Source organism: Herbaspirillum sp. C9C3 (assembly GCF_013359625.1).
GTDB lineage: Bacteria > Pseudomonadota > Gammaproteobacteria > Burkholderiales > Burkholderiaceae_D > Herbaspirillum.
Genome location: NZ_JABFMQ010000013.1, coordinates 125,549 through 138,250, shown reverse-complemented (window position 1 = coordinate 138,250; position 12,702 = coordinate 125,549). Strand labels below are relative to the sequence as shown.

Sequence of the window (12,702 nt, the reverse complement as noted above, 5' to 3'; positions counted from 1 at the left end):
TGCCGTGGCACCACCACGGCGCGTCGCTGCGCCTAGGCAGCCAACGCTTGGCGACCTCTCGCACTCACAGATTGAATGTGAACAGGCCCTAGATCTTCTGAGGAAAAGCAGGGGTCTTCGGCTTTACGAGTTTTTCCGGCACAGGCCGCAGCTGTGATGGTGCACCGGCATCACCATAATTTGCAACAATGTTGCATATATTTACCGGTCCCTATAAGATTCCGGCAAATGCAACACTATTGCAAAAGCCCTCCTTCATTGCCCGGGCGCGCCCTTGGGTATCACTACGTCATGGTCTTGCTGGCCATCGTGATCGTGGTGCTACAGCTATGGTGCAGTGGTTTTCATCATCACGCATTGAGCGACAAGAGCGACGATTGCGTCGCCTGTCAGCTGGCCGAACAAGACCTGCCGCCTCCCCTTGAGGTGTCGCAGCCCGATCTGTCGGCCGTGCAGTATTTCCTCGCAGGCAGCACCGTGGCGGCGCCTGCGTATTTCTTCCGGCAGTCCGTCAGCCCTTATCTTGCCCCTTATTCCCAGGCCCCACCCGTTGCGTCTTCGCGGCACTGACTCACTCTGAATTCATTCTGAAGACTGCCTCGCAAGGAGCGCAGTCCGGCTTCGTTCATTCCTGGGAAACCCTCATGTCTTTCAATCTCTTGCGGCTCAGCGCCCTGAGCACCCTTATCGCCCTCGCTTACGGCAGCGTTTCGATTCCTGCCTGTGCGCAATCCGTTTCCACAACGTCACCCGGTGGCACTGACGTACAGAACACCGCTGATGCCTCGGGCGCCGCCGCTGCCCTGCCGACCATTTCGGTTTCTTCCGAACGCCTTGACCGGGCTCGCAATGGCATCCTGGTCGAAACCGGCAGCAGTGCCTATCACATTGGGCCAAAGGATATCCAGGCCCTGCCGCAGGGAGAGAACACCCCGTTCAATGACTTGCTGCTGCAAGCGCCGGGCGTGGCGCAGGATTCTTATGGCCAGTTGCACGTGCGTGGCGACCATGCCAATCTGCAATATCGTCTTAACGGAATCCTGCTGCCGGAAAGCATTTCCGGTTTTGGACAAACGCTGGACACGCGTTTCGTCGATAGCGTCAATCTGCTCACCGGAGCCTTGCCGGCGCAATACGGGTATCGCACCGCCGGTATCGTCGATATCCATACCAAGACTGCCGGCCTGACGCCGGGCGGGGATATCGGCGTGGTCATGGGCAGCAACAACACGCGCCAGGTCAATGGCCAGGCCAATGGCGTCGTCAACGGCATCAGTTATTACGTCACCGGTTCGCTGGATGCCAACAATCTGGGTATCGAAAATCCCACCGGCGCTTCTTCGGCATTGCATGACCGCACCACTCAGAGCAAGGCCTTCGGGTATTTCTCCTATCTGATCAATCCTGATACGCGCCTGAGCCTGATCCTGGGCAATACCAACAGTCACTTTCAGATTCCCAACACGGCGGGGCAGACGCCGAGTTTCAATGTTGCGGGTGCCAACGTCGCGTCCGAGAACCTGAACGAAACCCAGGATGAGATCACCCGCTACGGCATCCTGTCGTTGCAGGGAGTGATCGGCGAGGACATCGATTACCAGGTCGCTGCCTTCAGCCGCTATACGGGCGTGAAGTTCCAGCCGGACACGCTGGGGGACCTGATGTACACCGGCGTATCGACCAAGGTCGCCCGCGCGGGCCTGGCCAATGGCTTGCAGGCCGACGGCAGTTATCGTCTCAATGACCGCCATACCTTGCGCAGCGGCTTTTCCTATACGCGTGAAACGCTGACCAACAGCGATCAATCCCTGACCTTGCCGGCCGACGCCAACGGCAACCAGAGCAGCGACACGCCCATTGCGATCAGTGATGGCAGTCGCAAGATCACCACCGAAGTGGGTGTCTATCTGCAGGACGAATGGAAGATCACGGACGCGCTCACACTCAATTACGGTGCACGCTTTGACGAGTTGAATGCCTATGTGACCGGTAGTCAGCTGAGCCCGCGCATCGGCGTGGTGTATCAGCTCAATGAGCGCACCACCTTGCATGCCGGCTATGCGCGCTACTTCACGCCGCCGACCAGTGAGCTGATCCCGGCCAGTACCATCAACAACTTCGCCAACACGACCGGTGCATCGCCGACCAGTGGCAACGATGCGGTGCAGCCGGAGCGGTCCAATACCTATGACCTGGGTGTGAGCCACAAGCTGACCAACCAGCTGACGCTGGGTGTGGATGGTTATTACAAGCAGATCACCAACCTGCTCGATGAAGGGCAGTTTGGTTCTGCGCTGCTTTATACGCCGTTCAATTATTCACAGGGGAAGATCTATGGTGTGGAGCTGACGCTGAACTATCGCAAGGACGATCTGGCGGCCTATTTCAACCTGGCGCGTGCTACCGCATTGGGCAAGAACATCTCATCGAGCCAATACAATTTCGGCCAGGATGAACTCGACTACATTGCCAACCACTGGGTTCATCTGGATCACGATCAGGCGATCACGGTATCGGCCGGGGCGTCCTATGTTTATCACGACACCACCTATAGCGGCAGCGTGGTATCGGGCAGCGGCTTGCGCAGCGGGTTTGCCAATACCGATCATCTGCCTTATTACACCAGCGTCAATCTGTCGGTGGCGCATGAGTTCAGGGATTCTCCGATTGGTCATGCGACGGTGCGCCTGAGTGCCATCAACGTGCTGGATGCGGTGTATGAAATCCGCGATGGCAGCGGGATAGGTGTGGGGGCGCCACAATATGGGCAGCGGCGGGGGGTGTATCTGGCTGTAACGAAGCACTTCTGATCGCGGGCGAAGTTACTCGCGCTGCGCTGCACGCAGAAGAAGCGGAAGTCTACAAGGCTGGTAATGAACGGAAAACAAGCCGCGTGTTGCGGCTTGTTTTCTTTTGCACCGAGTGGTTGCAAAAGGTTGTAAAAGGTTGCATATGGAAATAAAATCAAACGCCGATATCAAGGAGGTTATATGGCAACCGCAATGAAGCTTTCAGATGAACTGGTCGATATGGCGAAGCCGCGAGCTCTGGCTGAACATCGCTCCGTTCCGAAACAGATTGAATACTGGGCGCGTCTGGGTAAAGCAGTTGAGGATAATCCTGATTTGCCGATTCAATTCATTAAAGACACTCTGATTGGCATTGCAGAAGCGGATGCTGGTCAACTCTCTGAATATCGCTTTGGTGCGTGATGGTGTTGAGAATTCTGGGTACGCCATCGTTCGATCGTGTTGTGAAAAAAATGCACGCGCGAGATAAAAAGGTGGTTGATCAGGCCGTCATGGATATTGCCGCCCATCCAAAGACCGGTGAAGAGAAGAAGGGGGACTTGGCTGAGATGTTCGTCTACAAGTTCAAAGTGAACAAACAGGAAACACTGCTTGCTTATCGGTTGCAGCCAAACAAGAAGAAGCCGAGGGAATTGGTTTTGCTGAGTATCGGGTCACATGGGAACTTCTACGCTGCGATGAAGCGTTGACATCCAGGGAAAGACGCCTGGTGCCAGTGGTCGGGCGCACTGCGGAGCTACCTGTCAGGGGGGGCGGTTCCGGCAAGATTCCGGCAAAGGCCGGTTTTTGAAGGAGCAGCCCATAACAATGGACGAAAAAAAAGCACTCCGATTTCTCGTAAGTGCTTTCTTTTCTACTGCAAATTCCTGGTAGGCCGTGCGGGACTCGAACCTGCGACCAACGGATTAAAAGTCCGCTGCTCTACCAACTGAGCTAACGACCCGAAAGACCGCTATTATAGGCAAATGCTATCGTCGGTGTCAACACTTTGGCGTCACAAACGACCATCGGTCGCATGTCACGCCAGAACAGACAGCCGAATGCCTTACTTGAGCGAGGCCATCCTGTCCTTGCCGGTCTGCGCGGCAGGGGTGTTCGGATACTTGGCGATCAACTGTTCCAGGGTCTTCTTGGCCGCTGCCTTGTCCTTCAGTTCGGCTTGCGAACTGGCGATGTTGAGCAGGGCGTCAGCAGCCTTGGGGTTGTCCGGATAATTCTTCACCACCACCTGCTGCGCAGCAATGGCTCCCTTGTAGTCGCGCTGGGCGTACAAGGCATTGCCTTGCCAGTATTGCGCCGAGGCGGCATAGGCCGATTGCGGATAGCGTTTGAGGAAGTCGGCAAAGGCATTGGCCGCCCCCTTGTAATCGCCACCCTTGAACTGCGACAGGGCCGCATCATAGGCCTGCTGTTCGGACACGCCCACAGCGACCGTCTGGCCATCCACCTGCACCTGTTGCGGCTCCAGCTTGCGCAGGCGGGCATCCAGGTCGACGTAGAAATCCTTCTGGCGTTGCTGGGCGTTGGTGATCTCGTTGGTCAGCACCTCGATCTGGCCACGCAGCGCCGCAATCTGGGATTGCAGATTGTCATTGCGATCAGAAAGGGTCAGGACACTGTTCTTGTCAGCCTTGTTGGCGACGTCACGCTGCAGGGCCTCGATCTTGGAACGCATGTCCAGGATGGCCTTGCGCGCCTCGTCATCATCAAACAGGCCGGCACGGGCGGTAAGCGGTAGGAAAGCCGTGGCGGCCAGCATGGCCGCCACGGTTACCGATTTCAGTTTGAAAGCGGTATACATGACGATTATTGGTAAGCGATGTCAGCGCGACGGTTCTCGGCGTAGGACGCTTCATCCTGGCCCAGTGCCTTGGGCTTTTCCTTGCCGAAGGAAACCGCTTCCACCTGGGCATCCGACACGCCCAGCAGGACCAGTGCCTTGCGGACGGCTTCAGCACGCTTCTGACCCAGGGCCAGGTTGTATTCGGCGCCGCCGCGATCATCGGTGTTGCCCTGGATGATCACCTTGCGGTCCTTGTGGGCCACCAGGTACTTGGCGTGGTTTTCGATGACGGTACGATATTCCGGCTTGACGGTGTAGCTGTCATAGTCGAAGTACACGCTACGCTTGGCCAGCACGCCTTGCGGGTCGTTCAGCGGATCGACGGAACCAGCGTTGACAGTGCCCACGGCGCGGGTGTCAGCGCCGTTGCTGGCGCCGTTCTGCACGGGAGCGTTGGCCTTGTCGTCCAGCTTGGTCGACGAGCAGGCGGCCAGCAGAACAGCGCTGGAGACGATGAGGGCGAAGGTACTGATAGTGCGCATTTTGGATTTCTCCTTGTCGTGATGAAAGTGATATTGGATTTCTTTATTTCATGAACGGACCCCAGGTCGGTTCCCTGATATCACCGGCCTGCGTCGTCAGACGCTGTTTGACTCGGCCATCAACAGAGACGACGGCCAGGGATCCGCGACGACCAGATTCCGTCGCGTACATGATGTATTTGCCATTGGGCGCAAAGCTGGGCGACTGGTCGCGGCCACCGTCGGAGAGGCGAATCTCCTGGCCATTGGTCAGATCCAGCGCATACAGCTGGAACAGACCGTCGCGACGCGAGATGAAGGCCAGCGTCTTGCCGTCAGGCGAAATGCGCGGGCTGATGTTGTAGCTGCCATTGAAGGTGACGCGCTGGGGCGTACCACCATCCAGGCCCACCTTGTAGATTTGCGGGCCGCCGCTGCGGTCGCTGGTGAAATAGATGCTGCCGCCATCGGGCGAGAACTGCGGCTCGGTATCGATGCCGGAACTGTTGGTCAGGCGACGCAGGCCCGAACCGTCGGCATTGATGAGGTAGACCTGGGTCAGACCATCGCGGGTCAGGGCTACGGCCAGGCGCGAGCCGTCCGGCGACCAGGCCGGGGCCGAGTTGCTGCCCTTGAAGTTGGCAACGATGGAGCGCTGGCGGGTGACCAGGTTCTGGATGTAGACCACCGGCTTCTTCATCTCGAAGGAAACATAGGCGACCTTGGTGCCGTCCGGCGACCAGGCCGGCGAGATGATGGGCTCGTTGGAGCGCAGTGCCACTTGCGTACCTTCACCATCGGCATCGGCGACTTCCAGGCGGTATTCGTTGCCCGACTTGGTCACGTAGGAGATGCGGGTGGAGAAGATGCCGGGAATGCCGGTCAGTTTCTGGTAGATGTCGTCGGCGATCTTGTGTGCGGTCAGGCGCAGCAGTTGCGGCTGGGCACCGATGGACAGGGCCGAGAGCTGGGTCGACTGTACCGTATCGAAGAGACGATAACGCACGTCGAAGCGGCCATCGGCCAGGCGCGTGACGCTGCCCACGGCCAGCGCATTGGCGCCGCGCTTTTGCCAGTCGGCATAGTTGATGGCCGAGGAGTCCGAGAGCGCATCACTGTTGTCGATCAGCTTGAAGATGCCGCTCCTGGCCAGGTCGGCCTTGACCACCGAGGTGATCTGTTGCGGGGCCGACTCCTCGCCGGGGAAGGCGGCAATGGCCACCGGAATCTGCGAGGCACCCACGCCGGTGATCTCGAAGCGGATCTGCGCCTGCGAGGCCGGGGCGAAGGACAGGCCGGCCACGGCCACGGTGGCGGCGGCGATGCGGGTCAGGCTCAGGGTCAGGTAACGGGCTTTAATCATCGGTTACTGATCTTTCGGATAATGGGTGAATGTGAAGCTGGACGGTACCTTGCCATCCGTGTCGGCCGGGAAGGGCTGTGACTTCATGACGGCAGTGCGCACGGCATCGTCGAAGCCCGGGACACCTGAAGGCTTGTTCACACGTACGCTGCGCACCGTCCCGTCCGGGAACAATTCGACAGTGTACTCCCCGGCAGGGTTTCCACTGACGCCGCTATTGTCGAAGACCGTGTTGCTCTTGATGACCGCGCGCAACTTGTTGGCGTAGTTGGGGCTGCCCTTCGGACCTTGCGACTTCGCAGCCGTGCCGTTGCCGCCGGTGGCGCTGGTGGCCTGGCCCATCATGCGTTTCAAGTCTTCCTGGCGACGCTGCTCGGCCGCCTTGGCGTCGGCTGCGGCTTGCTGCTTCTTCTTCTCGGCAGCCTGCTTCTCGGCGTCGGCCTTCTTCTTGGCTTCTTCTTCCTTCTGCTTCTCTTCCTTCAGCTTTTTCTGCTTGTCGGCTTCCAGTTTTTCCTTCTTCTCGCGATCAGCCTTGTCCTTTTCGGCCTGTTCCTTCTTCTCGCGGTCGGCCTTTTCCTTCTCGGCCTTGAGCTTGTCGGCCTTTTCCTGTTCCAGGCGCTGCTGCTTTTCCTGCTCTTCCTTGCGCTTTTTTTCCTTCTCCTTCTGCAAGGCGATATCGGGTTTCTCGACCTTGGGTTCGTCGATCACCTTGGGCGCAACGGGCTTGGGTTCAGGTTGCGGCTGCGGCTGGGGTTGCGGCGGCTCGACCACGACGGGCTGCGGCTCCGGTTGCGGCGGCGTGGGCAGCGGTGCGGCTTCCTTGTATTGCGGATCCCAGATCTCGGCTTCCACCGTCAGCGGCGTTTCGCTCTGCCAGCGGATGCCGATCCAGAAGAACAGGAACAAGGCCACGTGCATCACCAGCGCCAGCGTGATGGCGCGCCAGCGGCCGGGCGGCTTGGGGATGGTGTAGTGTGCGTTATCGCTCATATCACTCGGCTGTGCGCTTACTTGGTGGCCAGGCCGACCCGCGCGATTCCTTGTTTCTTGGCTTCCGAGATGACCTGCACCACATCGTCGTACTTGATGTCCTTGTCGGCCGAGATCATCACGGCCAGGTCCGGATTGTCTTCATGCAGCTTGCGCAGGCGCTCGGCCAGGTCGGTCTTGCCGGTCACGGTCTCGGCCTTCTTGCCACCGCTCTTGGGGCCATTGATGCGGATGCTGGCCTGGGCGTTGGGTTTCAAGGCAATCTCGATGTAATCCGAGGGCGGCTGCGTGGACTTGCCTGCCGTGGGCAGGTTGATCACGCTGGGATTCGTAATGGGGGTGGCCACCATGAAGATGATGAGCAGCACCAGCATCACGTCGATGTAGGGCACGACGTTGATCTCGGACTTGAACTTGCGGGGACGCCCCCCGCGCATCGATGAGCCAGCCATTAGCGTGCCTGACGTTGCAAGATGTTGGAGAACTCTTCGATGAAGCTCTCGAAGCGGATCGCCAGACGGTCGATATCGTGCGAATAGCGGTTGTAGGCCACCACCGCCGGAATCGCCGCGAACAGGCCGATGGCGGTGGCGATCAGGGCTTCGGCAATGCCGGGGGCCACGGCGGCCAGGGTGGCCTGCTGCACGTTGGCCAGGCCACGGAAGGCGTTCATGATGCCCCAGACGGTACCGAACAGGCCCACGTACGGGGAGACCGAGCCGACCGAGGCCAGGAAGGCCAGGTGCGATTCCAGCGCATCCATCTCGCGCTGGTAGGCCGCACGCATGGCACGGCGGGCACCGTCGAGCAGCAGGCCGGGATCGACCGCACCACCACGCGCTGCCACCGACGCCTTGGCCTTGGTGAATTCACCCATGCCGGCCTGGAAGATGCGCTCCAGCGCACCACCGGCGCCACCGGCCTTGCGGCGGTTGGACAGGGCATCCTGGTACAGCGCCGAAAGGTTGCCGCCAGACCAGAAGACGCGCTCGAATTCCTCGGTCTGCACACGGGCCGAGCGGATGGTGAACATCTTGCGGAAGATGTAGGTCCAGCTGGTGACCGAAGCCGACAGCAGCAGCAACATCACCAGTTGCACCAGGACGGACGCGTTTGCGATCAGTGAAATGAAGGACAGGTCTTGTGTGACATTCATGGGAAAGTGTGGCGGCTTGGAGGCGGCGTTTGAAAGGAAAGTCGAGAGTTAAAAATCTTTTGTTTTGTTTGGTTCAGTTGGCGTGCCAGCAATACGAAACAAAAGACGGCAAATACGGACAGAAGTTTTCCCTGAGGCAGATCGTCCCAGCCGGTGAGAACATGCTGCGAGCAGGCATGGATCCCTGAGCCATAAAGGCGCGGATGAGCTTTTCCGTTGACATCATGTGCTCTTCTTGATGCAAGTCAGCACTTCGTCAGGAATTGGGCGTGGACGGAAAGTGGTCTGGTCCACGCAGGCGACGGTGATGCTGCCACGCGCCAGCAACTCGGGCTGACCGTCCCCCGACGGCAGGCGCCAGGCTTCCTGCACGAACTGCATGGAAGCATTTCGACATTTTTCGACCACCACGGTCAGGCGGAGTTCATCGTCCAGACGGGCGGGCGAGAGATAGTCGACGCTGGTATTCCTGACCACGAAGAGGGCGCCGGTGGTCTCGGCCAGGTGTTGCTGCTGGAAGCCCAAGGAGCGCAGCCATTCCGTGCGGGCGCGCTCGAAGAACTTCAGGTAGTTGGCGTAGAAGACCACGCCTCCGGTGTCGGTGTCTTCGTAATAGACCCGGATGTTCCAGTGGAATGGACTACTGGCGGCACTCATATGCTTCTTGTTATTGGAAAGTCTGCTGTGGCAGCGGCAAAAGAATCAGGGAAATCAAGCAATCAAGGTATTGCCGGTAGGCAAGCGGACAGGGTGCATACCGACCGCTGCCCCGGGAACGGGTGAAAATGGCGTTCCTGCGGCGCCTGGGCGCCTTCGGCAAAAACGCCATTTTACTCCACATCCCTTATTGTTTGCGCTTGATGTTGAAGGGGCTGAAGCCCTGGCAGGTCGGCATCAGTTCCATGTAATTGATGTTCACATGGGCGGGCATGGTAGCGACCCAGAAGGCCGCTTCGGCGATATCTTCAGCCGTCAGCGGGGTGGTTCCTTCATAGACCTTGGCCGCCGCGCCATCATCGCCCTTGAAGCGCACGTTGGAGAACTCGGTGCCACCGCACAGGCCGGGGGCCAGGTTGGTGGCGCGTACGCCGGTACCCACCAGGTCGGCGCGCAGGTTCAGGGTGAACTGGTCGACGAAGGCCTTGGTGGCGCCGTAGACGTTGCCGCCCGGATACGGATAGGCCCCCGCCACCGAGCCCAGGTTGATGATGGTGCCGCTGCCGCGCTTGACCATCTCCGGCAGCAGGGCGTGGGTGATGGTGACCAAGCCCTTGACGTTGGTGTCGATCATGGTTTCCCAGTCCGACAGCGCCACTTCGTGGGCCGGGCCCAGGCCCAGCGCCAGGCCGGCGTTGTTGATCAGCACGTCGACCTGCTTCCAGTCACCCGACAGGCTGTCCAGGCCGGCGTTGATCGAGTCCTTGCTGGTCACGTCCAGCACCAGCGGCAGCACCCTGTCCGCCCCCAGTTCCTTGACCAGCTCATCCAGGCGCTCCTTGCGGCGACCGGCGGCAATCACCTTGTGGCCGTTGCCGGCAAATTTGCGCGCCATGGCGGCGCCGAAGCCTGCGGTTGCTCCTGTAATCAACACGACCATCTCTTGATTCTCCTGTTGTGTGGCGGTGGTACCGGTGCCGGGTCGGGAAACGGGATAAAGCTTCACACCGACAGTCCGGAGGTAAAAACGAACGAAGCGAAATTGTAGCCCAAAGCCGCTTTTTACGAGGATGGGCTCGCTTTTTCCAATGGTTCTCTCGCTTTTTCTTTCATATCGGCCTTGGAGCGGGGGGCTGTTGCGCGGCCACCATGGTTCTTGCCCAAATCGCCCCGTTTCACTACAATGCGCTCACCATTTCGTCTCACGTGACTGGCGAAACGCCGTGTAAAAGCGGCCAAGATGGGGATCCATCGGGAAGCGTGAGATTTCAACAGCCGTGCGCCTGGGCAGCCGAATGGACAGTACGACTGAGGCTGCCCGCAATCCCACTCTTTTTTTCAGGCCCTCATTCGATTTCGGAAGTCGAGCACCCGGCATGTCCGCATGCTGCCGGTGACGCGATCTTCGGCCGCAGCTCATCAATTTGGAGAAACACCATGTTTGACAAGAACCAGACTCTCGCGAAAGTCGATCCCGACCTGTGGTCTGCCATCCAGAAGGAAAACACCCGTCAGCAGGATCACATCGAGCTGATCGCCTCGGAAAATTACACCTCGCCGGCGGTGATGGAAGCGCAAGGTTCGCAGCTGACCAACAAGTACGCCGAAGGTTATCCGGGCAAGCGCTACTACGGTGGCTGTGAATTCGTGGACGTGGCCGAGCAACTGGCCATCGACCGCCTGAAGGCCCTGTTCGGCGCCGAAGCCGCCAACGTGCAACCGAACTCCGGTTCCCAAGCCAACCAGGGCGTGTTCTTCGCCATGTTGAAGCCGGGCGACACCATCATGGGCATGTCGCTGGCAGAAGGCGGCCACCTGACCCACGGCATGGCACTGAACATGTCGGGCAAGTGGTTCAACGTGGTCTCCTACGGCCTGAACGAAAAGGAAGAAATCGACTACGACGCCATGGAACGCCTGGCCCGTGAGAAGAAGCCCAAGCTGATCATCGCTGGCGCCTCGGCTTACTCGCTGCGCATCGATTTCGAGCGCTTCGCCAAGATCGCCAAGGAAGTCGGTGCCTACTTCATGGTGGACATGGCCCACTACGCCGGCCTGATCGCAGCAGGCGTGTACCCGAACCCGGTGCCCTTCGCCGACTTCGTCACCTCGACCACCCACAAGTCCCTGCGCGGCCCGCGCGGTGGCGTGATCCTGATGAAGGCCGAGCACGAGAAGGCCATCAACTCGGCCATCTTCCCCGGTATCCAGGGCGGCCCGCTGATGCACGTCATCGCTGCCAAGGCCGTGGCCTTCAAGGAAGCCGCTTCGCCCGAATTCAAGGCGTACCAGCAGCAAGTGGTGAAGAACGCCGACGTGCTGGCCAAGACCCTGATCAAGCGCGGCCTGCGCATCGTCTCCGGCGGCACCGAGTCGCACGTGATGCTGGTGGACCTGCGCCCGAAGGGCCTGACCGGCAAGGAAGCCGAAGCCATCCTGGGTTCGGCCCACATGACCTGCAACAAGAACGGCATCCCCAACGACCCGGAAAAGCCATTCGTGACCTCGGGCATCCGCCTGGGCAGCCCGGCCATGACCACCCGTGGTTTCAAGGAAGCCGAAGCCGAGAAGGTCGGCAACCTCATCGCCGACGTGCTGGACAACCCGCACGATGCCGCTACCATTGAGCGCGTCAAGGCCGAAGTGAAGAAGCTGACCGAAGCCTTCCCGGTCTACGGCTGATTGGTGTTGGCAGGGCCGGCCCGTTGCGGGCCGGCATGAAGTTTCCTGCCAATCTCTGAAAAGTTGAAAAGTTGAAAAGTTGGTCCTGACGGCGCCCGTTCCTGCGGGCGCCGTCGCTTATCTGCACTACCATACGATGGTCCTGGCGGCACGGCGATGCCACACTGCGGGGTTCGCCCTGACCGCGCAGCACCGAAGTCCCGAGGGGCAGCCCTCATTGTCCAGCTTATCCAGCTCAATCACATCACAGCCACCATGAAGTGCCCATTTTGCAATCACGAAGACACCCCGGTGCTGGATACGCGCCTGTCCGAGGACGGCCATTCGATCCGCCGCCGCCGCCGCTGCGGCAATTGCGACAAGCGCTTCACCACCTATGAGCGCATCGAGCTGACCATGCCGGTGATCGTCAAGAAGAACGGCAGCCGCACGGAATTCGATCCGGCCAAGCTGCGTGGCAGTCTCATGCTGGCGCTGCGCAAGCGCCCGGTGTCGGCCGAGGCGGTCGACATGGCCATCCAGAGCATCCAGGACAAGCTGCTGCAAAGCGGCGAGCGTGAAGTGGTGTCGGGGCAGGTGGGGGAACTGGTGATGCGCGAACTGAAGCGCCTGGACAAGATTGCCTACATCCGCTTTGCCTCGGTCTACAAGAGTTTCGAGGACGTGACCGAATTCCAGGATGCCATCGATGAAGTAGGGATGGAGCGCAAGGCCGCGAAGAAGCGCGAGAGCTGACCCGA

General features: G+C 59.7%; 14 protein-coding genes, 1 tRNA gene and 1 riboswitch. Of the genes, 6 read left to right on the top strand and 9 right to left on the bottom strand.

Annotation, left to right across the window (positions count from 1 at the left end; all coding sequences use genetic code 11):
* The first annotated feature begins 291 nt into the window (after positions 1–291).
* From HNO82_RS13985 to HNO82_RS13970, 4 genes are all read left to right on the top strand, one after another.
* On the top strand, positions 292–570 hold the full coding sequence (locus tag HNO82_RS13985) for a hypothetical protein (protein WP_249777007.1): 279 nt from the start codon (positions 292–294) through the stop codon (positions 568–570).
* Positions 571–644: 74 nt separating this feature from the next.
* On the top strand, positions 645–2,810 hold the full coding sequence (locus tag HNO82_RS13980) for a TonB-dependent receptor (RefSeq protein WP_175344130.1): 2,166 nt from the start codon (positions 645–647) through the stop codon (positions 2,808–2,810).
* A 180-nt stretch (positions 2,811–2,990) separates the two neighbouring features.
* A complete protein-coding gene (locus HNO82_RS13975; protein ID WP_175344129.1) occupies positions 2,991–3,212 on the top strand; it encodes a TA system antitoxin ParD family protein in 222 nt (73 codons plus the stop codon).
* A complete protein-coding gene (locus tag HNO82_RS13970; RefSeq protein ID WP_175344128.1) occupies positions 3,212–3,499 on the top strand; it encodes a type II toxin-antitoxin system RelE/ParE family toxin in 288 nt (95 codons plus the stop codon). The genes HNO82_RS13975 and HNO82_RS13970 overlap by 1 nt, the downstream gene beginning before the upstream one ends.
* Before the next feature lie 178 nt (positions 3,500–3,677).
* Here the strand turns inward: HNO82_RS13970 and HNO82_RS13965 are convergent.
* The 9 genes from HNO82_RS13965 to HNO82_RS13925 all read right to left on the bottom strand — a co-directional run bounded on the left by HNO82_RS13965 (position 3,678) and on the right by HNO82_RS13925 (position 10,220).
* Positions 3,678–3,753, bottom strand: a tRNA-Lys gene (locus tag HNO82_RS13965).
* Between the two features lie 102 nt (positions 3,754–3,855).
* Positions 3,856–4,611 (bottom strand): tol-pal system protein YbgF, encoded by a 756-nt coding sequence (gene ybgF / locus HNO82_RS13960; RefSeq protein WP_175344127.1) that lies wholly within the window; start codon positions 4,609–4,611, stop codon positions 3,856–3,858.
* A gap of 5 nt (positions 4,612–4,616) precedes the next feature.
* Positions 4,617–5,135 (bottom strand): peptidoglycan-associated lipoprotein Pal, encoded by a 519-nt coding sequence (gene pal, locus HNO82_RS13955; RefSeq protein WP_008326545.1) that lies wholly within the window; start codon positions 5,133–5,135, stop codon positions 4,617–4,619.
* A gap of 43 nt (positions 5,136–5,178) precedes the next feature.
* Complete coding sequence (gene tolB / locus HNO82_RS13950) at positions 5,179–6,477, bottom strand: Tol-Pal system beta propeller repeat protein TolB (RefSeq protein WP_008326546.1); 1,299 nt, start codon at positions 6,475–6,477, stop codon at positions 5,179–5,181.
* A gap of 3 nt (positions 6,478–6,480) precedes the next feature.
* Entirely contained in the window at positions 6,481–7,467 is a 987-nt protein-coding gene (gene tolA / locus HNO82_RS13945; protein WP_175344126.1) for a cell envelope integrity protein TolA, read from the bottom strand.
* Positions 7,468–7,484: 17 nt separating this feature from the next.
* The gene (locus HNO82_RS13940; RefSeq protein ID WP_008326548.1) at positions 7,485–7,919 is read right to left on the bottom strand and encodes an ExbD/TolR family protein; all 435 of its coding nucleotides are present in this window, start codon (positions 7,917–7,919) and stop codon (positions 7,485–7,487) included.
* The gene (gene tolQ, locus HNO82_RS13935) at positions 7,919–8,623 is read right to left on the bottom strand and encodes a protein TolQ (protein ID WP_008326550.1); all 705 of its coding nucleotides are present in this window, start codon (positions 8,621–8,623) and stop codon (positions 7,919–7,921) included. Before tolQ ends, HNO82_RS13940 begins: the two co-directional genes overlap by 1 nt.
* A 222-nt stretch (positions 8,624–8,845) precedes the next feature.
* Positions 8,846–9,280 carry a tol-pal system-associated acyl-CoA thioesterase gene (gene ybgC, locus HNO82_RS13930; protein ID WP_008326552.1) on the bottom strand — a complete coding sequence of 145 codons (435 nt, stop codon included), beginning with the start codon at positions 9,278–9,280 and terminating at the stop codon, positions 8,846–8,848.
* Between the two features lie 187 nt (positions 9,281–9,467).
* A complete protein-coding gene (locus HNO82_RS13925) occupies positions 9,468–10,220 on the bottom strand; it encodes an SDR family oxidoreductase (RefSeq protein WP_175344125.1) in 753 nt (250 codons plus the stop codon).
* A 256-nt stretch (positions 10,221–10,476) separates the two neighbouring features.
* Positions 10,477–10,576: riboswitch (ZMP/ZTP riboswitch) on the top strand.
* A gap of 141 nt (positions 10,577–10,717) precedes the next feature.
* Here HNO82_RS13925 and glyA point away from each other — a divergent pair.
* Both glyA and nrdR read left to right on the top strand, forming a co-directional pair.
* Entirely contained in the window at positions 10,718–11,962 is a 1,245-nt protein-coding gene (gene glyA / locus HNO82_RS13920) for a serine hydroxymethyltransferase (RefSeq protein ID WP_008326559.1), read from the top strand.
* Positions 11,963–12,217: 255 nt separating this feature from the next.
* On the top strand, positions 12,218–12,697 hold the full coding sequence (gene nrdR, locus HNO82_RS13915) for a transcriptional regulator NrdR (RefSeq protein ID WP_008326560.1): 480 nt from the start codon (positions 12,218–12,220) through the stop codon (positions 12,695–12,697).
* The last annotated feature ends 5 nt before the right edge of the window (positions 12,698–12,702 follow it).